The sequence below is a fragment of the Candidatus Polarisedimenticolaceae bacterium genome (assembly GCA_036376135.1).
GTDB lineage: Bacteria > Acidobacteriota > Polarisedimenticolia > Polarisedimenticolales > DASRJG01 > DASVAW01.
In genome coordinates this window covers 1-19,787 of record DASVAW010000124.1, presented here as the reverse complement: position 1 = coordinate 19,787, position 19,787 = coordinate 1, and the positions used below count along the sequence as shown (strand labels likewise).

The window sequence follows — 19,787 nt, the reverse complement described above, 5'->3', positions numbered from 1 at the left end:
GCGATCGTGCCCCCCGTGGCCAGGATGACGACGTTCGGGAGCTTCTTCTCCGCGGACACGGCCGAAGGAGCACTCGAGACGAGCGCGAGAACCAGCAACAACACGAACCCGGTCTTGCGCGAGACGTTCATGGCGGCTCCTTATTTCGCGGGATACACGGTCTTGTCGAGTCCCGTGAGCTTCACGGGATCGAGCAGCTCCGCGATCTGCTGTTCGGTGAGGATCTTCCTCTCACGGATGATCTGGAGGATCCCCTTGCCGGTCCTGTAGGCCTCGGCGGCCAGCTCTGTCGCCTTCTCGTACCCGACGACGGGATTGAGCGCGGTCACGATGCCGACGGTGGTCTCCATGTAGCGGGCCAGGGTCTTCTCGTTGACGGTAATGCCGTCGATGCACTTCGTCCGGAAGGCGACGGAGGTCTTGTAGAGCAGGCTCTGCGACTCGATCACCGCGAGGCCTTCCAGGGGCTCGTAGGCGTTGAGCTGGAGCTGCCCCGAGTGGGCGGCGAGGTTGACCGCGTAGTCGTTGGCCATCACCCGGAAGGCGACGAGATTCATGACCTCGGGCATCACGGGGTTGACCTTCCCCGGCATGATCGACGAGCCGGGCTGCATCGGCGGAAGGTTGATCTCGAAGAGGCCCGCCCGCGGCCCGGAGGCGAGCAGGATCAGGTCGCCGGAGATCTTCGAGAGCTTGACCGCGAGACTCTTCAGCGCCGAGGAGTAGACGACGAACCCCTGCTGATCCCAGGTCGCGGCGATCATGTCGGCGGCGGGAACGATCGGCTTCCCGGTCAGCTTGGCGAGATGCGCCGCGCACTTCTCGGGGTACCCCTTGGGCACGTTGATCCCGGTGCCGATGGCGGTCGCGCCCATGTTGATCGCGTAGAGGTACTTCTCGGAGTCCCGGAGGAGCTGGATCTCGCTCTCCAGCGACGCCGCGAAGGCGTGGAACTCCTGGCCGACCGTCATGGGAACGGCGTCCTGCATCTCGGTGCGGCCCATCTTGACGATCTTCAGGAAGGCGTCGCCCTTGACCCGGAACGAAGCGGCGAGGCGTTCCATCTCCTCGATCAGCTTGTCGTTGCGAAGGAGGAAGGCGACCTTGATCGCCGTCGGGTACGAGTCGTTGGTCGACTGGGACATGTTGAGATGGTCGTGCGGATCGACGAACCGGTACTCGCCCTTCTTGCGGCCCGTCAGCTCCAGCGCGACGTTGGCGAGCACCTCGTTGGCGTTCATGTTGGTGGAGGTACCCGCGCCCCCCTGGTACCAGTCCACGACGAACTGATCGTGGTATTTCCCTTCGAGCACCGCCTGGCAGGCCTTCTCGATGGCGGCCAGGGTGTCCTTGTCCATGGCGCCGACGTCGGTATTCGCGCGCGCCGCGGCGAGCTTCACCATCGCCCACGCCTCGACGAACCCGGGGTAGTGGTTCACGAGCACGCCCGAGAGCGGGAAGTTCTCGATGGCCCGCGCCGTCTGCACCCCGTAATAGGCTTCCGCCGGGATCGACTTCTCCCCCAGCAGGTCCTTCTCGATCCGCGGGGGCGCGGCGGCTGCGGCGCCGGTCGAAATAGCCAGCAGCGCGACGGGAAGGATCCACGAGAGTCTCGTGCTTGTTTTCACGGGCTCCTCCTCGGCTGGACGCTAGCAGCGCTCCGGAGGGCTGTGACCTAGTGGAATTACGGTGCCCGTCTCCGGGAATCTACGAGGTCGGTGCGGCGAGCGATGGGCGTATCGTACTCGCCCGGCATCCATCCAGGGGAGGACGGTCCATGAAGGGCAAGGAGTACGCGAAGGAGCTCGCGAAGCTGCACGGGGAGCTCGTGGCGCTGCAGCAGTGGGTCGTCCACGCCGGACTCAAGGTCTGCATCGTCTTCGAAGGGCGCGACGGCGCCGGCAAGGGCGGCACGATCAAGGCGATCACCGAGCGGGTGAGCCCGCGGGTCTTCCGCGTGGTGGCGCTCCCCGCTCCGACCGATCGCGAGAAGAGCCAGATGTACATGCAGCGCTACATCCCGCACTTCCCGGCGGCCGGCGAAGTCGTGATCTTCGACCGGAGCTGGTACAACCGCGCCGGCGTCGAGCGGGTCCTGGGGTTCTGTACCGAGGAGCAAGCGAAGCGGTTCCTGGCGGGGGTGCCTCTGGTGGAGAAGGCGATGGTCGACTCGGGGATCCTGCTCCTCAAGTACTGGCTCGAGGTCAGTCCCGAGGAGCAGACGCGCCGGCTCGAGGCGCGCATCCACGACCGCCGCAAGGTCTGGAAACTCTCGCCGATGGATCTGAAGTCCTACAACCGCTGGTACGACTACTCCCGGGCCCGTGACGAGATGTTCGCGGCGACCGACACGGGCTGGGCGCCCTGGACCGTGGTCCCGTCGGACGACAAGAAGGTCGCCCGTCTGAACGTCCTCGCCGACCTCCTCGACCGGATCCCCTACAAGAAGGCGCCGCGGCCGAAGGTGAAGCTCCCCAAGCGCCAGAAGCCCGGCGGATACCGGGAGGCCAAGCGCAAGCTCGACTTCGTCAAGGACCGGTACGGGGAGAAGGCGGAGGGCCGGGACTGAACTCGTCCAGAATCTCCGCCACCGAGCTCCTCCGACCCACGTACCCGACGCGCTCCTCCATCCCCTCCGCGCGCAGCAGATCGCGCACCTGACCGCGCGCGCCGACCAGCCGCAGGCCCACGCCCGCCGACTTCAGCTGCGCGTGGAGCGCGGACAACATGCTCGCGCCGGCGAGGTCGACGTTCGGCGAGGTGCCCAGGTCGCAGACCACGATCCGCAGGGGGCCCGCGAACGAGCGGATCCTCTCCAGGACGGCGTCGCGCACGTGCTCGGCGTTGAAGTAGACGATCGACGCCTCGACGCGGAAGACCAGCGCCCCCGGGGCCGGCTCGTTCTCAGGGTGGCGCTCCATGTCGGAGTAGTAGCGGGTGCCGGGAATGCGGCCCAGGAACGCCACGTGCGGGTGGGCGGCACGCCGGATGAGGAGCAGCAGGGAGACCAGCACCGCCACCATGACGCCCTTGAGGATCCCCAGGAGGAGCACGGCGGCGAACGCGACCATCGAGACGGCGAACTCGAACCGGCTGACCCGCCACACGTGACGCATCTCGCGCACGTTGATCAGGCCCTTGACGGCGACCAGCACGATCGCCGCGAGCACGACGTTCGGGAGATTCGCCAGCGTCCCCGTGAGGACCAGGAGGCAGAGTCCGATCGCGATCGAGGCGAACACGAGGGCCAGCGGCGTCCTCGCCCCGGCCTTGTCGTTCACCGACGACTGGGAGAGGCCGCCCGCCACCGGGTACGCCTGGAAGAGCGCCGCGCCCAGGTTCGCCGCGCCCAGGCCCAGAAGCTCCTGGCGCGTGTCGATCTCGTAGCCGTTCTGGCGCGCGAGCGCGCGCGCGGCGGAGACGCTCTCCACGTACGCCAGCAGCACGCAGGCGAACGCGAGCGGGATCACGCCGTCGACGTCGCGCAGCCGCACCCCCGGCAGGTGGAACGCGGGAAGCCCCTTCGGCAGCTCCCCCACGACCTTGAAGCCCAGATCGGCCAGCGACGTCGCCGAGAGGACGACGATCGACGCCACGACCACGAACAACGCGACCGGGCGGCCCGGCAGGAGCTTCTCGCCGGCGAGGAGGATCGCGAGGGCGACGAGGCCGAACGCGAGCACGGCGACGTTCGTCTCGGGGACCTGGCTCCACAACACCCCGACGCGCTCGAAGAAGTGCTCCCCTCCCCCCTTCACGCCGAGCAGCTTGGGGAGCTGCGTCATCGCGATCGTGAGCGCCGCGCCGGCCTTGAAGCCGAGCAGGATGCTCTCGCTGATGAAGTTGACGAGGGAGCTCAGTCGGAACAGCCACGCCAGCACGCACATGGCGGCCATGACGAGCGCGGTGAGCGCCGCGATGTCCGCCCAGCGCGTCGCGTCCCCCCGGGCCATGCCGGCGACGGTGACCCCGACGAGCATCGAGATCGCCGACGTCGGGCCGATCGCCAGCTGCCGCGACGTGCCGAACAGCGCGTAGAAGAGGCCGCCGACCAGATAACCGTAGATGCCGTAGTGGGGCGGCAATCCGGCGAGCGACGCGTAGGCGAGCGACACCGGGATGCCGTAGGCGGCGAGGGTCACGCCGGCGACGGCGTCCCCGGCCAGCCATCGCGGCCGGTACGTCGGGATCCACTGCGACGGCGGGAACGCCGCGCGCCATCCGCGGACCGGGGCGGCGCGCAGGAGGTCGGAAGGCGCGGGCTCGCTCATGAGGACTCCCCTCCGGAGCTGCCAGCTTCGACCCGCGCAGCTCCGGAGAGCAAGGACATTTGTCGAGCCCGGCGCGCGGGCCGCCGTACTAGACTCGCCGCGGGTCGGCTGGAACCTCGAGAGGTGGAAGGGGCCGCGTGGTGGAGCTCATCCGGCTGATGTTGGAGCAATCGCCGTTGCTCGCCCTGTTCGCGGCGATCGGTCTCGGTTACGCCCTCGGGCAGATCTCGGTCGCCCGCTTCTCGCTGGGGGTCGGCGCCGTCCTGTTCGCGGGCCTCGCGATCGGCGCGGTCGCGCCGGGCGCGACGCCGCCCGGGGTCGTCAGCTCGATCGGCCTCGTGATGTTCCTCTACGGCATCGGCATCCAGTACGGGCGGCAGTTCTTCGCCGGGCTGAAGGGCCCCGGGCTGAAGTGGAACCTGCTCGCGGTCGTCGGAGTGCTCGTCGCGCTGGTCGTCGCCCTGGCGCTCGGCCGCGCGGTCGGCGTCGCCCCGGACCAGGCGATCGGCCTGTTCGCGGGCGCCCTGACCAGCACGCCCGCCCTGCAGGCGGCGATCGACGCCGCGGGCAATCGCGATCCTGCGATCGGCTACTCCGTGGCCTATCCGTTCGGCGTGATCGGCCCGATCCTCTGCCTCTACGTCTTCGCCCGCGTCGTCCGGCCGCGGCTCGCGCCGCAGCCCCAGCCGCTGCAAGCCCTCGAGGTGACCCTGGAGAACCCGGACGGCGAGACCGTGGCCGACCTCCTGGCGAGGCTCCCGGACGCGGTCGAGTTGCTCGCGGTGCGTCACGGCGGCGCCAACGCGCTCCCCGACCCGGAGCTGCGGCTCGAGTCCGGCGACGGCGTCCTCCTCTACGGTCGCCCGGAGGGGCTGGAGCGGGCCCGGCTCGCCCTCGGGCGGGTCGACCCGGGACGCCTCGCGAAGGACCGGGGGGCGCTCGACGTCGCCCGTTTCTTCGTGTCGAGCCCGGCGGTCGTCGGGACGCCGCTCGCCGGGGTCCGCTTCCCCGGGGGGCTCGCCGGGAAGATCGCCGAGGTACGCCGGGGGGACGCCCTTCTCCTCCCCGATCCCGATCTCGTGCTCGAGTTCGGGGACCGGGTCGGGGTGATCGCGTCGCGGGAGGCCATCCCGGACTTGCGCCGGTACTTCGGCGACTCCCTCAAGTCCACGGCCGAGTTCTCCTACGTCTCGGTGGGCCTGGGCATGTCGCTCGGCGTGTTGCTCGGCCTCGTGGCGATCCCGATCCCCGGCGTGGGGCCCTTTTCCCTCGGCCTCGCGGGCGGCGCGCTGATCGTCGCGCTGGTCCTCGGCCGACTGGGCCGGACCGGCCCGCTCTCCTGGCACATGCCGCTGTCCGCGAACCTGACCCTGCGCAACTTCGGGCTCACGTTGTTCCTGGCCGCGGTAGGCCTGGGGGCGGGCGAGCCGTTCGTGACCACGGTCTCACGGACCGGGCTCTCCCTGCTCGGAGTCGGCGCGGCGGTCGTGCTCGGCGCGGTCCTGATCGCGATGCTGATCGGGCACCTTGTCTTCAGGCTTTCGACCGACGATCTGTTCGGGCTCGTGTCGGGGGTGACCGGCAATCCGGCCATCCTCGTGTACGCGAACCAGGCCGTGCCCAGCGACCGGATCGACGTGGCCTACGCGACCGTCTATCCCTCGATGACGATCCTGAAGATCCTGTGCGCGCAGCTGGCGATCGGTCTTCTTTCGGGGCGGTGACCCCGGCGAGGCGCCGAGTCCGTTAGATCCCCCCGAAGGGGGATCCCGATGCGCTCCATCCGATACGGACTGTTCCCGGCGCTCGTCGCCTGCTGGCTCTCGGCCCCGCCGTCCGCCGCGGAAGGGCGCGTGCCGATCCACGCCGCCGGCACGGTGATCAACCAGCCGGGGCACTACGTGTTGACGCGGAACATCCTGAGCACCGGGGCGACCCCGGGGGTCGAGATCGCCGCCCAGCGGGTCGAGCTCGACCTCAACGGGTTCACGATCGACGCGAACGGGAATCGCGGGGTGCTCGTCTCCTTCGGGAACGACGTGAAGATCCGCAACGGGGCGATCGTGGGGGCCGACGTCGGCGTCGAGATTCCCGGCCTCGGGGGGGGGCACGCGGTGATCGAGGATCTGCGCATCGTCGGCCCGGCGTCGGCGGGCATCCGCGCCGTCGGTCTCGAGACGATCGCGATCCGACGGGTCCTCGTCCACCTGTCCACCGGCGACGGGATCCGCGTCGACGGCGCGGGCGGCCTCGTCCAGGCCCGGATCGAGTCCTGCCAGATCCAGCGGGCATCCGGGATCGGGATCGCGATCGTCTCGGCTCGCGGGATCGGCGTCGTCGACAACCTGGTCGGCCTCGTCTCGGGAGAAGGGATCCGGATCGATTCCGCGACGGGGGGAGAGGTGCGGGAGAACCGCGTCACCGCGGCGGGGGGAACCGGCGGGATCGTCGCCGTGTCGGCCCGTGGGCTGACGATCGCAAGGAACGTCGTCGCGGAGTGCCGGTCGCACGGCATCCGTGTCGGTCCCGGGAGCGCCGAGACCCACGTGATCGAGAACCTCTCGACGTTGAACGGCATCGGCCCCGGTCACGGGGACGGCATCCGTGCGGAGGGGCAGCGCGCGATCCTGGACGGAAACGTGGTCACGGGGAACAACGGCCTCGGGCTGCACCTCGCGGCGGGCGGCGGGTACCACACGCTCGGGCGCAATCGGGCGCGCGACAACCAGAACCTCGCCGGTCAGGCCTGTGGCGGCGCCCCCGCGCTCTTCCCGCCGAACTCGTGCAACGACGGGCTCGGCGACTTCACGACCTTCGGCGACAACCTCATCCCCGGCCCCCCGCTCTTCTAGGAGGCCGACGTGCGAAGCCTCCTCGCCGCCCTCGCGCTGGCCGTCGCGGCGGGTCCCGCGCCGTACGCAGCCTCCCCGCTTCACGTGTGTCCGGACGTGCCGACGACCGAGACGGCCTCCTCGACGACGCTTTTCCCGTGGACGGTCGCGCGGTACGACGGGTCCGGCCCCGCCTACGCCTCCGTGCTGACGATTCCCGGGAGCCCGGCGGTCGACGGGATGCACAAGCTCGACGCGTCGGGGAGCTGGCTGTTCTCGTTCGAACACGCGACCGACCTCGCCGGGGCGCTCGCGCCTCCCGCCCAGGGGCGTGACGTCGTGCGCTACGACGGCCCTTCCGCGACCTACGCCCTGTTCTTCTGCGGCGCCTCCGTCGCGGACGCGGTCCCCGACGGCTCGAACGTCGACGCGATCCTCCTGGACGGTGGCGACGCGGGAAACCTCTGGGTCAGCTTCGACGTGCCGACGACGATCGGATTCCAGACCTTCGACCCCGGCGACCTCGTCGCCTGGCGCAGAACCGGAGCCGGGTGCTCCGGCTGGTCCCTCGCCGCGGCGAACCCCGCGTTCGACGCCTCCGCCGCGGGAATCGGGATCCCCTCGTCGAGCAACGTCATCGGCGCGGAGAAGTTCGGCGCGACGATCGTGGTCACGCTCGACGTCCCGAGCGACCTCGGCCCCCCGGGGAGCACCACCTTCACGACCGACGAGGTCGTGGCGTGGGACGGCGCCGCCTGGTCGGTCTGGGAACCGCTTTCGGGATGGCCCGCCGGAAGCCTCGTCGACGGGCTCGCGGGGGTCGGGAACCCCGGTCGCGTGGCGCTTCTGCAGGTCTCGAAGTCCGCCGCGATCCCGGGTTCGCTCGACCTCGCGTGGAGCGCGAGCTGCTCGGAGGGAGGCACCGACTACGGGATCTACGAAGGGGCGCTGGGCAGCTGGTACAGCCACGTCGCGATCGGCTGCACCGACGCGGGAGGGGACCTCGCGGAGACCGTCCCCCCGGCTCCCGGGAATCGCTACTACCTCGTGGTGCCCCGGAACGGCGCCGCGGAGGGATCCTACGGGCTGCGGAGCGGGGCCATCGAACGGCCGGCGGGCGGGGGCGCGTGCGAGGCGACGCAGGTAATCACGGAGTGTCCCTGATCGGCCCGCGCCTCTCGTTCCGCCCCTTCGGACACCAGGCGATCGCCGCGCGCACTCCGAGCTGCCACCACCCGCTGCCGCCGAAGCCCAGCGCGCAACCTTCCCCGCAGACGACCGCCGCCGAGCTGCTGGTGATGCCCGCCCAGCCGCGCGCCTCGAGCCTGAACAACGCCTTGCGTCCCATCGGAACCTTGAAACCCCCGCCGATCGACGCCGAGAGGCCGGTCGCGTCGCTCACCGAGCCGGGGTCGGCGCCGTAGCGGCTCAGGCCGAATCCCACCGTCACGTAGGGCTTCACCCCTTCGCTGGGCGGTTCGTACCCCGCCGCGAATTGGAGGAAGTCGACGTTCATGTCGAAGGTGTCGAAGGCGAGCACCTGGCGGTCGAAGAGGACCTCGAACCAGCCGTCGGGGCGGACCCACCAGCCGGCCGACAGACCGAACGAGATCGCGGGATCGGCCTCGGGGCTCGCGCCCCCGGACGAGGATTCGTCGATGGTCGCCCCGTTCCGGATTCCGAGGGAGAGGGCGTACTCCGGGTTCCGGTCGGCCGCGGCGAGGGGGCTGAAGGCGAGCAGCGCGGCGAGGAGAAGTCGCGGGGTGGTCATGGTCCAGAGGATACGACGCGGGGTGAAACCGGGTATGCCCCGCCGGTTCAAGGACGGGTTCCTGTTCGTTCGTGCCGGACTCGGGCTCGTGGTGGGATCGATCCTCGCCGGACCGGCGAGGACTAGAATCCCGTGGCGCGGCCCCGCGAGGAGACGAACATGCGTGTCTTCCGCGTTTCCGCCCTGCCGGCCGTCCTCGTCGCGGCCACGTTCGCCGTGGCGCTCGCTCCGGGCGACGAGGATCCCTGGAAGTCCCAGACCTTCCTCGACGACTACTCCCTGCTGAAGCCGGTCTCCACGACGGCCGGCCGGGAGTATGTCTACTTCGCCGCGGGAACCGAGGAGAGGCTCGCGGCGTTCGACGCGGTGATGGTCGACCAGCCCGAGATCGCGGTGAGCCCCGACTCCCCGTACCACAGCGCGAAGCCCGCCGACCTCGAGGCGATCTCCGAGTTCACGCGCGGCGCGATCGTGGCGAGCCTGCAGGCGCGCGGCTACAGGATCGCGGAGCAAGCCGGGCCGAACGTCCTGTACATGCGCGTGGCGTTGACCGACCTGCATCTCAAGCGGAAGCGGCGCGGGGTGCTCAGCTACACGCCGATCGGGGCGGTCGTGCACGGCGTGAAGGCCGCCGTGCAGGAGGTCATGAAGGACGTCGACATCCTCTCGATGGCCGGACAGGCCGAGATCTCCGCGAGCGACACGGGGGAAGTGCTCGGCGCGCTCGTGTGCCTGCGCACCGCGACCGCCCCCCCGGACGCCCCCGCGAGGCCCGAGCGGATGACCTTCGAGGAGTTCGGGGCGCGCGTGCAGGAATACGGCGAGCGCATGGCCTGCCGCCTCGCGAACGCCAGGCGTCCGGCCGAGCGGCGGATCGACTGCAGCGGGCCGGCGGTTCGGGGTTCCTAGCCCCCGCGATTTCCCTTCGGGAAGATGCGCGTCGGCTGGGCGTGCCCCTGCGCGAACTCGCGCGGCGGCCCTCCCGCCGCCGCCGTCTCGAAGGCCTCGTCCTCGTCGCCGAGCAGCTCGAGCTTCTTCAGCTTGACCATGCGCTTGAGGGCGGGCACTTCCGGGGCATCATCGCCGACCTGCCCGGTCTGCCCCGGGCCGAGGTGGAGGAAGCGGCCTCGTCCCAGCGGGACGCGAAGCGGAGTCCGAGTCTTGTTCCGGACCACCTTCATGAGGGACCTCCCTGAATGAGGCTTCGCCGGGAACATAGGGCCGCGGGGCCGCACGCGCACGCCGCTCGCTTCAGAGCCAGCGCGAGTCCTTCAGGCCGTCGATGGCGAGCTGCAGGAGATCCCCCACTCCCTCCTCGAGATCGTTGCGCGAGCAGGTGTTCGTCCGAGCGGCCCACAGGCGCCGCCCCGGGCTCCCGCCCCACAACGCGAACTCGATCCCGTAGCGCTTCGCGCGCTTGGGGGGAAGGGGCAGCGTCTGCTCGACGAGATCGCGGACGGTGGACTCCCCGGCGAGCCAGGTCTTCCAGGCGGCGATCCACGCGTCCTCGCCGAGCTCGTCGAGCGCCACGGCGCGCACGGTCATGACCCCTTCGATCCCCTGCTTCTCGATCTCGGCGAGGAGCTTGTCGCGGTCCCCGAGCTCGGTCAGGCTCGGCACGAGCGTGTGGCTCGCGACGGCCCCGATCTCCCGGCCGCGAAGGTGCGTGACGAACTTGTCTTCGAAGCGGTTGCGCAGCTCCGGGTCGTCGGCGATCGCGACGATCAGGAGCTTCGTCGGCCGGGCGACGGTCTCGCCGAGCGACCGGTAGTCTTCGAGGCGGTAGATGGACTCGCCGGCGGCGGCTCCCGATGCGGCGAGGGCGAGGGCGAGGATCGCGGGTCCGGCTCGATTCACGGCACACCTCCCGGGCGGATGCCCCGGATCGTAGCGCAACGGCGGGACGCGCCGCCGTACCGCCAGCGGAGGCTAACCCATTGCGGCCCGCTCGAGCGCCGAAAGCAGCGAGGCGAGGTCCCACGAAGCGTCGTAACGCACGCCGTTGATGAAGAAGGTCGGAGTCCCGTTGACGCCGCTGCGAACTCCCGAGCTGAAGTCCGCCGCCACACGCGCGGTGTGAACGCCCCGGTCCAGCTCCTCCCTCAACCGAACGGAGTCGAGCCCGAGGCCCTCGGCGTAACGGACCAGGTCTCCCTCCGTCAGGTGCGCCTGGTGCTCGAAAATCGCGTGGTGCATCTCCCAGAACTTCCCCTGCGAAGCCGCGGCCTCCGCGGCCTCCGCGGCGCGCACCGCATGCGGGTGAATCTCGCCGAGCGGGAAGTTCCGGAAGACGAAACGCAGGCGGTTTCCCATGCGCCGCTGCACCTCGCGGACGACGGGGTGGGCGCGGCCGCAGTGCGGGCACTCGTAATCACCGTATTCCACCAGCGTCACCCGGGCGTCGTCGGGACCGGCGCTGTGGTCGGCGTCGGAGACCGGCGGCTTGAGGTGGCTCATCGGGCCCTCGATCCCGTACCCAGCCCTTCGAGCGCGTCCAGGATCCCGTCGGCGCCGGGATTCACGCCGATCGGCGAGACGTAGGACCAGCGGATGACTCCCTGCGCGTCGATCACGAACAGCGCCCGCTCGGACTCCCCTTCCTGCCCGCGGTACACCCCGTACCGCCGCGACACCTCGCCCTTGGGGTGGAAGTCGGACAGCAGCGGGAAGTGCAGCTTGCGATCCGCCGCGAAGGCGGCATGGCACCACACCCCGTCGACGGAGATGCCGAGCAGCCACGCGTCGAAGCGCGCGAACTCCCGTCGGAGCTCGTTGTACAGCGCCATCTGGTCGCCGCACACGGGGCTCCAGTCCGCCGGATAAAACGCGAGGACCACCGGCCGGCCCCGCAGCTCGGAGAGGCTGATCTTCTGATCGGGGGTCGTGGGCAACGTGAACTCCGGCGCAATCGCCCCGGCGGCCAGCGCGGTGACGTGCATCGTGGAACGCTCCTTTCCGCGGAGATCCGGCCCCTACGCGTGGATGAACGCGAGAAGCTCCGCGTTGATCACGTCCTTGTTCACCGTGCACATGCCGTGGGACAGCCCCGGAAGGACCTTGAGCGTCGATCGCTTGACGAGCTTCGCCGACAGCAGGGCCGACGCGCCGATCGGCACGATCTGGTCGTCGTCCCCATGCAGGATCAGGGTCGGGACGTCGATTCGCTTCAGGTCCTCGGTCAGGTCGGTCTCCGAGAACGCCTTGATGCAATCGTACGCCGCCGGGAACCCCGCCATCATCCCCTGGAGCCAGAACGCGTCCCGCACGCCTTGCGACACCTTCGCGCCCGGTCGGTTGTAGCCGTAGAACGGCACTGAGAGGTCCATGAAGAATTGGGACCGGTCGGCAAGCACCCCCGCGCGGATCTGGTCGAACGCCTCGATCGGCGTGCCGCCGGGGTTCGCGGCGGTCTTGAGCATCAGGGGCGGGATGGCGCTGATCAGAACCGCCTTCGCGACGCGACGGGTGCCGTGCCGGCCGATGTAGCGGGCCACCTCGCCGCCGCCGGTGGAGTGTCCGACGTGGACGACTTCCTGCAGGTCGAGAGCCTGGACGAGCTCCGCGAGATCGTCCGCGTACGTGTCGAGGTCGTTGCCGTGGCGGGGCTGGCTCGAGCGCCCGTGCCCGCGGCGGTCGTGCGCGATGCACCGGTAGCCCTTGGACGCGAGGAACCACATCTGGTCCTCGAAGGCGTCGGCGGACAGCGGCCAACCGTGGCTGAAGACGACCGGCCGCCCGGTCCCCCAGTCCTTGTAGTAGATCTGCGTGCCGTCTTTCGTGGTGATCGCGCTCAACGTCGCTGCCCTCCAGAAGATGTGAACTTCGGCAGCTTAGCCGCGCCGCGGCAATAGCGAAAGGAAAAGGCGGAGAGGAGGACTCCCGCCGTAAGGTTTCGACGCCTCCGCCGTCTACCCGGCCGAACCGCGCCACGGAGGGCCCGTCACGCAGGCGGACCCGACGAGGCGCCCGAACCCGAAAGAGGCTCGCCATGTCGGAACGTACCGAGAACGCCTGTTCCTGTTCCCCTTCGTGCAGCTGCGCGAGCTGCACCTGCTCGCCGTGCAACTGCGGCGGGGATGACCGTGCCTCCGGCCGGAAGGCCGAGTGCGGCTGCAAGTGCTGACGCTCCCCGGGGGCCCCGCGGCGTATCCTCGTCGCGGGGCCCCGATGGAATCACTTCCCGCATCGCCGGAGGTCGTGGCGGCGCTCGTCGAGAACCATCGCCGCTTTCTCGCGTTCGTCGAGCGGCACGTCGGCTCCCGGGACGTCGCGGAGGACATCCTTCAGGACGCGTTCGTGCGGGGGCTGTCCCGCGCGGGGCAGCTGCGGGACCAGGACTCCGTCGTCGGATGGTTCTACAGCTCCCTGCGCAACGCCCTCGCCGACCACTGGCGCCGCATCGGCGCCGAGCGGCGGATCTTCCAGGACGCCGACGCCGGCGTCGAGCCGTCCGTCGATCCGGAGCTGATGCGGACCGTCTGCGAGTGCGCCACCGCCCTGCTCGAGACGCTGAAGCCGGAATATGCGGAGGTGCTCCGGCGCGTGGAGCTCGACGGCATCGCCGTGAAGGAGTACGCCCGGCAGTCGAACGTCACCCCGAACAACGCCTCCGTGCGGCTGTTCCGCGCGCGGGAGGCGCTCCGGCGTCAGTTCGAGCGGAGCTGCGGCACGTGCGCGGAGCACGGCTGCCTCGACTGCGGCTGCGACGGCTCGGCTTGCCGTTGACGGGGTCCCGGGGAAAATCCTCCACGGGTGTCGATTCGGCTCCCCGTCCCTCGTCGCAGGAGCGGGACATCAATCAAGGAGGCCCCATGCGATTCCTGATGCTGGTCCGGGCAACCCCCGACGTCGCCCCCGCGGATGCGGGGGCTCTGCTCGCGGCCGATCGTCTCTTGCCCCGTTCGAAGGGAGTCCGCGTCCGCTACGCGGGAGGTGCGGTCGAGGTGAGCGATCCCCCCGACGATCCGGCGACTCCCTCGATCTCGGGATACTGGCTCGTCGAGGCGGAGTCGAAGGACGCGGCCGTCGAGTGGGCGAAGCGCGTTGCGCTGCGGGAGGGCGAGGTCGAGATCCGTCCGCTCTTCGAGCTGGACGACTTCCCCGTCGATCCGGCCGAGACCCCCGACGGGTGGCGCCGGAAGGAAGAGGAGTTCCGGGCGGCTCCCGCACCGGCGCGCAGGCCCGGAACGATCCGGTACATGGGCCTGCTCAAGGCCGACGCCGACACGGAGGCGGGCGTGATGCCCGACGAGACGCTCCTCACCGCGATGGGCGCCTTCATCGAGGCGGGCGTGAAGGCGGGCGTGATCCTCTCGGGCGAAGGCCTCCAACCCAGCGCCAAGGGCGTGCGCGTGCGTTACTCCGGAAACAAGCGCACGGTCCTCGACGGTCCGTTCGCGGAGACGAAGGAGCTGGTCGCGGGGTACGCGATCATCCAGGCCGCCTCGAAAGCCGAGGCGATCGAGTGGACCAAGCGCTTCGTGACCGTGGATGCCCCGGGTCGCCACCGACAGGAAAGCGAGTGCGAGATCCTGGAGATCGTCGAGCGCTAGTTTCATGAAAAAGCCCGCCCGGCTCTCGCCGGGCGGGCTTCGTGGATCGCGGACGCGAGGCGGGCCTTACGGGCAGTCTCCGCCGGAGACCACGCGCGCTCGTCCGACCGACTCGGAGCCGTACGAGCTGTCCTGGATCCCGTCGTAGAACTGCACCGCGTAGAAGAAGGCCTGCCCGGGCTCCGGCAGATCGGTGTCTTCGTTGCCGGAGGTGTTCGTGTCGAGCGAGCGGCGCTCGATGCAGGCGACGCTGCCGAGATCGACGTTGGACCCGTCGATCCGCAACGCGGCGAGGTCGCCCCGCACGACGTCGTAGTGGAGCGCGCCGGTGACCGGCGCCCACTCCAGGCGCGTCGCGGCCCCGCCGCTGACGGCGAGGCTGAGCGGCTCGACGACGTCCGCCATGGAGTACGGCACCGCGACGTCCGCGGACCCCGTCCCCGTGTTCCCCGAGGCGTCCGTGGCCTGGTAGGTCAGGGTGTACGTCCGTCCGTCTCCCGAGCCCAGCCGCTCGGCACGGAGCAGAAGCTGGAAGTCGGCGGTGCCGACCGTCGCATCCTGGATGTCGTCGACGGTATGACCGTCGCCGCCTCCCTGGGCGTCGTCGGGCTCGCTCGACGCGACCGAGACGAGCACGACCGTCGGGGACGGATCGCAGGCGTCCGCGACCGTCACCGTCGCGTCGACGGTCGCCATCTGGTGGTTGGGCGGCCACAACGTGTCGGGCACCGTGGCCACCGTCACGGTCGGGGGCGTGGTGTCCGCCACCGCCACCGCGCAGATCGCGACCGAGGTACGTCCGCCGCCTCCGACGCACTCCAGGGTGACGTCGGTCGAGCCGAGCGCGTACGGTCCTTCCGGCGCGCACGTGGTGGACACCGCTCCGCCCCGGGGGTCGACGCACGAGGCGACGGCGTCGCACGCGATCTCCGCGGTGCACGTCGACGCGTCGGCGGAGACGGTCGGGGAAAGGCAGGTGACGATCGGCACGATCAGGCACGCGTCGTTGCACCCGTCGGCGTTGTTTCCGTTCGCGTCGTCGCACTCCTCGCCGGGACCGACCACGCCGTTGCCGCACGCGAGCTGGACGGTCTCGACCGCGTTCGCGTTGACGTCCGCCATGCACACCGGCAGCGGCTTGTAGGCGTTGACCAGCCACAGACCCAGCTGGTCGGTGGAGTTCGCTCCCCCGGGGGCGCCGTTCTCGCCGCCGGGGATCACTTCCAGGACCTCGGGGCATCCGGGTCGCATGTTCGCGATCACCCGGCGCGCCGGCCCGCTCCCGAACATGAACTCGTTCAGGCCGTCCGCGCGGGCGTCGTGCGACGCGGCGTCGACCGATCCGCGCCCTCCGGCGCGCGCGAACCCCGGGAGGTTGGGGGCGAGGTTCGACGGCGATCCGGTGGGCGGCACGCTGAGGGAACCGCCGAGGAAATGCGAGAAGACGATGCGATGGAGCTTGCCCCACCGGTAATCGTCGAGGTTCGTCGAGTTGTTGAACGCCGGCGCGAACGCCGCGGAGGCGAGCAGGTCGAGGCCGTTGCGGAGGCTCTCGAGCAGGATGATGTCCCGCGCGACGTTCTGGTCGGCGACCCCCGGCACCTCGAAGAAGTTGACGAGCGACGCTCCGGTCCCGCCGTTGATCGGGTAGTTGTCGAGAAGGCGGCGCAGCGCGCTCATCGCCTGGTCGCTTCCCGGAGCGTAGCTGCTCAATCCCGGGAGGGTGGCGAGGGTCCCGTCGACCACGCGCTTGACCATCTGGCCGCGCCACGTCGCGTAGATCGTCGCCGCGACGCTGGCGTTGATCTCCGCCTGCGAGGGCGGAGCCAGCGCGAGGGGATTGTCGCCGGGGTCGTACCCCTGCGTGATCCCGGTCGGCGTGCTGAAGTCCCAGGCGGACAGGCGCGAGATCGCGTCGCCGATGCGCGGGTCCGCCACGATCGCCTGGAGCTCGGGAGCGGCTCCCGGGGCGGTCGCGTTCGTGTACGCGGCGAGAAGGTGCGGGGAGAGAATCTCGGCGTCGAGGAGCTGGTTGTTCGCCTGGACTCCGATCGACTCGGTGACGGAGAGCGTGCCGCCCCCGCCGAGGATGTTGTTGAACAACCGCTGGACCCGCCCGAGGCGCTCGCCGGAGGAGTACCCCGCGCTGAGGTAGAGCAAGCCGTTGAAGCCGGTCCGGAACTGGTTCCACGTGACGTTGTCCAGCGTGGTGCCGATCGGGTCGTTGTTGGCGTTGAGGACGTAGCCCGCGACGGGATTCTCGACCTGCGGCATCTCGGCGAACGGCAGGATGCGGGTGCCGAGCGCCTGGTTGGGCTCCGGCGGCCCCGTCAGCGGCTGCCACTGGTGCTTGTTGGTGTTCGTGCCGTCACGGATCAGCCCCGGGTGGACGAGCCCCGCGGGGAAGAACAGCGTCTGCAGATCCTGCCGGATCGGCAGCTCGCCGCTCGTGTAGTACGCGATGTTCCCGTGGATGTCCGCGTACGACCAGTTCTGCGAGCCGACGTCGAAGAACTGCAACGCGGCCTTGAAGTCCGCCATGCTCGACGCCCGCGCGAAGCGGCGCAGCGTCTCGACCTCGTGGGTCGCGCTCCACCCGGTGTAGGCGACGCTCAGGCCCGTCAGGGGGTTGGGCGCCGCGGGGTTGTACGACACCTGGACGATCGGTCCGTTGTTGCGCCGCGGCACCACCATCGTGACGCCGCCCGACGTGGAGGGGACCCCCGCGTTCACGAGCGAGTTCGGAACGCCGTCCCCGATGACGTTGATGAAGAACGTCTGCGGGATGAACTGCAGCGGCTCGGGAACCCCCTCGAAGAGGATGTGCGTGGGCGTCGTGGGTGCCGCCGGATTCATCGGAAGCAACACCTCGTTGAAGACGTCGGTGACGTCCATCGCGTTGACGGTGGCGCCCCAGCAGACGGTGTCGTTGCATCCGAGGACGATCCCCGGCGTGCCGGGGAAGCTGACGCCGGTCACGTTGATGCCGCCCGTCACGTTCAGGTGCACCTCGATAAAGGTGGAGGGGGAACCGAGCGACAGGTGCGGGTCGTTCGCCAGCATCGGGTGGCCGGACTCGGATTTCGGGCCCGACACGATCCACCAGTTGCTGCCCGTCTCGGCGGTGTCCTTCTCCAGTGCGTCCTGGAGGATGGGGATCTCGACGATCTCGTTGCGGTAGGCCTCCACCAGCCCCTGGAAGTCCGGATCGCTCAGGTAAGGCGGGTAGGTCTCCTCGGCCGGCGGAGCCGGCACCGGCGTTTCCGGCGCGAACAGCGGCGGAGGCGGGATCGAGACTCCGGACTCGAACGGGGCGACCCTCCACAGGTCGTCGTTGTAGAGCTGCAGCCCGTTGCACCCGACCGCCGTGCACACCCCGCGGTAGTTGAGGAGCGCGAGCGTGCGGTTGATGTCGCCCAGGTCGAACGACAGGCCGAACGCGAGCCCCTTGGCCATCGTGAGGGAGTCGGCCGGCGTCCACAGCGGGATCCCGGCCCGGTTGATCTCGAGCGCCCCGTACTCGATGGGAAGGGGCTCCGCGGGATTCGTCAGGAACGCGTTGACGCCGTCGGCGTAGGCCTGCAGCCACGCCATCGACTCGGGCGTCTGGACGGGAAGGCTCCGCTCCGCCGCCCGGCGAAGGCCCAGCGTCCGGAGCTGCACGTCCTGCGCGAGCCCCGACGAGCCGACGAGCTCGGAGACCCGGCCGGAGAACAACCGCCGCTGGAAGTCCATCTGGAACAGGCGGTTCTTGGCGTGCAGGTACCCCATCAGGAAGATCGCATCGTGTTCGGTCTGCGCGACGATGGTCGGGACGCGGTAGGCGTCGTAGATGATCGACGCGGGACCGTCGAGCTGCGCGGCGGACGCAAAGCCCGCGAACGCCAGCACGGTCGCGAGGACGATCGCGATCGGTCGGAGTCGTTTCTGGTCGTTCATGATCACACCCCTCGAGACGGACGCGGCGTTCACGGACAGGTGCCCAGCGCCTGGGGCACGCACACCGCCGAACCCACCGGGCGCTCCACGGAGGAGCTGTTCTTGCCGTACGAACCCTCGCTCGCCCCGTTCGTCGGGACGACGAGGTAGTAGCGGTTCCCCGCCGCGGCGGGGAAGGTCGCCGACGTCCCGCCGGTCGCGCAGTTCACCGGCAGGTGGCTGTACCAGGAGCCGACGGATCCCTCGTAGACCTCGTAGTTGCTGTCCCCCGTCGAGCACGACGGGAGCCAGTTCAGCGTGATCGACGTGCCGGCGCCCTTGGCCACCGTCAGCCCGCTCACCCTCCCGCCCGGAGCGATCTCGTGGTTGAGCGCGGGCGTGCGCGGCAGGAAGGCGTCGGCGCTGTTGTTCCCCAGCTCGCAGAAGGTCGTACCGATCCCCGTCCCCGAGCAGCTGCTGGTGGTGGTCGTGGTCGTCATGGCGACCGCCTCCGAGAGGAGGTCCTCGTGCGCGCCGTCGGGTTTGAAGTCGAGGGTGAGGCTTCCGCGCGCGATCGTCATCGTGTAGCGGAACGGGACACCCGGGCCGAACCCGGAGCCCGTGAACGCGCTCCACGGGATCGCCACCTCGACGGAGCCCGGGGGGCCGCCCGAGCCGCCGCTGGCGCCGGGATTCACCGCCGGCGGAAAGTCGCAGATCGTGTTGTCGCCGACGAAATCGGGGGCGCATCCGGTGACCGGAACCCACGGCGTCGTCGGATCGACCGGGTCGCCGGTGGTGCGCGGGCGCATGAGCTGCACCGCGTCCCCCGCTCCGACGAGCCAGAAGCTGAAGTCGAACAGGAGCAGGTAGTCCGGCTGGCCCTGCGGGCTCGCGTAGTTGCCGATGTTCAGCTTCCGGCCGCCGACCCCCAGGTCGACGCAGGTCTGCGAGGTGTTGCAGACGTCGCCGATGTTGGGATCACACGCCGACCCGCACGGGCGGACGCGATGGTTGCACGTCTCACCCGCGGGGCACTGGGTGTTGGTGACGCAGCTCTTCGTGGTGGTGATGCTGCATCCGCCGGTCGGCTCGTCCGAGATCTGGCAGAAAGCGCAGTCGGCGTTCGAGGTGCACGCGCGGTCGGTGAACACGCTGCACCGCCCCGGGGCGGTCAGCAGTCCGTTCGGGTCGTGCCAGCTCCCGACGCCCCCCGACGTGAAGTCGATCGCGATCATGCCGAACGGCAGCGACACGGGATCGGGATCGACCCACAGCTCCGCGGCGATGTACAGGTTCGTGCCGTTCTGGGTCATCGCGACCGTTCCGAGGTCGTTCACCGCGCCGTCGGTGCGGTTGTCCCAGAAGGCGCTCTCCGTCTTGGAGCCGAGGTTCACGCACGTCTGTCCCGACGGGCAGTCGGAGTTGACGACGCAGGCGAGGT

Annotated in this window: 17 protein-coding genes; 7 read left to right on the top strand and 10 right to left on the bottom strand. The window is 70.0% G+C overall.

Going from position 1 to position 19,787, the window contains the following annotated elements; genetic code table 11:
* Positions 1-140: 140 nt before the first annotated feature.
* Positions 141-1,628 carry an aspartate ammonia-lyase gene (locus VF139_12575; protein HEX6852228.1) on the bottom strand — a complete coding sequence of 496 codons (1,488 nt, stop codon included), beginning with the start codon at positions 1,626-1,628 and terminating at the stop codon, positions 141-143.
* Between the two features lie 149 nt (positions 1,629-1,777).
* Between VF139_12575 and ppk2 the strand changes: the two genes are divergently transcribed.
* The gene (gene ppk2, locus VF139_12570) at positions 1,778-2,569 is read left to right on the top strand and encodes a polyphosphate kinase 2 (GenBank protein ID HEX6852227.1); all 792 of its coding nucleotides are present in this window, start codon (positions 1,778-1,780) and stop codon (positions 2,567-2,569) included.
* Here the strand turns inward: ppk2 and VF139_12565 are convergent.
* Positions 2,529-4,271 (bottom strand): SulP family inorganic anion transporter, encoded by a 1,743-nt coding sequence (locus VF139_12565; protein ID HEX6852226.1) that lies wholly within the window; start codon positions 4,269-4,271, stop codon positions 2,529-2,531. The genes ppk2 and VF139_12565 overlap by 41 nt on opposite strands.
* Before the next feature lie 137 nt (positions 4,272-4,408).
* Between VF139_12565 and VF139_12560 the strand changes: the two genes are divergently transcribed.
* The 3 genes from VF139_12560 to VF139_12550 are packed head-to-tail and all read left to right on the top strand — an operon-like array spanning position 4,409 to position 8,266.
* Complete coding sequence (locus VF139_12560) at positions 4,409-5,995, top strand: TrkA C-terminal domain-containing protein (GenBank protein HEX6852225.1); 1,587 nt, start codon at positions 4,409-4,411, stop codon at positions 5,993-5,995.
* Positions 5,996-6,043: 48 nt separating this feature from the next.
* The gene (locus VF139_12555) at positions 6,044-7,123 is read left to right on the top strand and encodes a right-handed parallel beta-helix repeat-containing protein (GenBank protein ID HEX6852224.1); all 1,080 of its coding nucleotides are present in this window, start codon (positions 6,044-6,046) and stop codon (positions 7,121-7,123) included.
* A 9-nt stretch (positions 7,124-7,132) separates the two neighbouring features.
* Entirely contained in the window at positions 7,133-8,266 is a 1,134-nt protein-coding gene (locus tag VF139_12550) for a hypothetical protein (GenBank protein HEX6852223.1), read from the top strand.
* Here VF139_12550 and VF139_12545 read toward each other — a convergent pair.
* Positions 8,250-8,873 (bottom strand): outer membrane beta-barrel protein, encoded by a 624-nt coding sequence (locus VF139_12545; GenBank protein ID HEX6852222.1) that lies wholly within the window; start codon positions 8,871-8,873, stop codon positions 8,250-8,252. The two genes, VF139_12550 and VF139_12545, sit on opposite strands and share 17 nt — an antisense overlap.
* A gap of 159 nt (positions 8,874-9,032) precedes the next feature.
* Between VF139_12545 and VF139_12540 the strand changes: the two genes are divergently transcribed.
* Complete coding sequence (locus VF139_12540) at positions 9,033-9,782, top strand: DUF3313 family protein (protein ID HEX6852221.1); 750 nt, start codon at positions 9,033-9,035, stop codon at positions 9,780-9,782.
* Here the strand turns inward: VF139_12540 and VF139_12535 are convergent.
* From VF139_12535 to VF139_12515, 5 genes are all read right to left on the bottom strand, one after another.
* Positions 9,779-10,054, bottom strand: a complete 276-nt coding sequence (locus VF139_12535) for a hypothetical protein (GenBank protein HEX6852220.1) — start codon at positions 10,052-10,054, stop codon at positions 9,779-9,781. The two genes, VF139_12540 and VF139_12535, sit on opposite strands and share 4 nt — an antisense overlap.
* A gap of 70 nt (positions 10,055-10,124) precedes the next feature.
* Entirely contained in the window at positions 10,125-10,730 is a 606-nt protein-coding gene (locus VF139_12530; GenBank protein HEX6852219.1) for a hypothetical protein, read from the bottom strand.
* A gap of 72 nt (positions 10,731-10,802) precedes the next feature.
* Positions 10,803-11,330, bottom strand: coding sequence for a thioredoxin domain-containing protein (locus tag VF139_12525; protein ID HEX6852218.1), 528 nt, complete (start codon positions 11,328-11,330; stop codon positions 10,803-10,805).
* Positions 11,327-11,812 (bottom strand): redoxin domain-containing protein, encoded by a 486-nt coding sequence (locus VF139_12520; protein ID HEX6852217.1) that lies wholly within the window; start codon positions 11,810-11,812, stop codon positions 11,327-11,329. The genes VF139_12525 and VF139_12520 overlap by 4 nt, the downstream gene beginning before the upstream one ends.
* A 33-nt stretch (positions 11,813-11,845) precedes the next feature.
* On the bottom strand, positions 11,846-12,667 hold the full coding sequence (locus VF139_12515) for an alpha/beta hydrolase (protein HEX6852216.1): 822 nt from the start codon (positions 12,665-12,667) through the stop codon (positions 11,846-11,848).
* 373 nt (positions 12,668-13,040) lie between these two features.
* On the opposite strand from VF139_12515, the gene VF139_12510 reads away from it, so the two are divergent.
* Positions 13,041-13,598 carry an RNA polymerase sigma factor gene (locus tag VF139_12510; GenBank protein ID HEX6852215.1) on the top strand — a complete coding sequence of 186 codons (558 nt, stop codon included), beginning with the start codon at positions 13,041-13,043 and terminating at the stop codon, positions 13,596-13,598.
* Between the two features lie 86 nt (positions 13,599-13,684).
* Positions 13,685-14,425 (top strand): YciI family protein, encoded by a 741-nt coding sequence (locus VF139_12505; GenBank protein ID HEX6852214.1) that lies wholly within the window; start codon positions 13,685-13,687, stop codon positions 14,423-14,425.
* A gap of 66 nt (positions 14,426-14,491) precedes the next feature.
* On the opposite strand, the gene VF139_12500 is transcribed toward VF139_12505, so the two are convergent.
* Positions 14,492-18,364 carry a penicillin acylase family protein gene (locus VF139_12500; protein HEX6852213.1) on the bottom strand — a complete coding sequence of 1,291 codons (3,873 nt, stop codon included), beginning with the start codon at positions 18,362-18,364 and terminating at the stop codon, positions 14,492-14,494.
* Between the two features lie 29 nt (positions 18,365-18,393).
* Positions 18,394-19,787: hypothetical protein (locus VF139_12495; protein HEX6852212.1), on the bottom strand; the 1,394-nt coding region annotated here is incomplete at its 5' end.

Bases quoted from the DNA above. Each gene is read 5' to 3' on its own strand.
- ppk2 (HEX6852227.1), top strand. From the start codon at position 1,778: ATGAAGGGCAAGGAGTACGCGAAGGAGCTCGCGAAGCTGCACGGGGAG.
- VF139_12565 (HEX6852226.1), bottom strand. From the start codon at position 4,271: ATGAGCGAGCCCGCGCCTTCCGACCTCCTGCGCGCCGCCCCGGTCCGC.
- VF139_12555 (HEX6852224.1), top strand. From the start codon at position 6,044: ATGCGCTCCATCCGATACGGACTGTTCCCGGCGCTCGTCGCCTGCTGG.
- VF139_12545 (HEX6852222.1), bottom strand. From the start codon at position 8,873: ATGACCACCCCGCGACTTCTCCTCGCCGCGCTGCTCGCCTTCAGCCCC.
- VF139_12540 (HEX6852221.1), top strand. From the start codon at position 9,033: ATGCGTGTCTTCCGCGTTTCCGCCCTGCCGGCCGTCCTCGTCGCGGCC.
- VF139_12535 (HEX6852220.1), bottom strand. From the start codon at position 10,054: ATGAAGGTGGTCCGGAACAAGACTCGGACTCCGCTTCGCGTCCCGCTG.
- VF139_12525 (HEX6852218.1), bottom strand. From the start codon at position 11,330: ATGAGCCACCTCAAGCCGCCGGTCTCCGACGCCGACCACAGCGCCGGT.
- VF139_12520 (HEX6852217.1), bottom strand. From the start codon at position 11,812: ATGCACGTCACCGCGCTGGCCGCCGGGGCGATTGCGCCGGAGTTCACG.
- VF139_12510 (HEX6852215.1), top strand. From the start codon at position 13,041: ATGGAATCACTTCCCGCATCGCCGGAGGTCGTGGCGGCGCTCGTCGAG.
- VF139_12505 (HEX6852214.1), top strand. From the start codon at position 13,685: ATGCGATTCCTGATGCTGGTCCGGGCAACCCCCGACGTCGCCCCCGCG.
- VF139_12500 (HEX6852213.1), bottom strand. From the start codon at position 18,364: ATGAACGACCAGAAACGACTCCGACCGATCGCGATCGTCCTCGCGACC.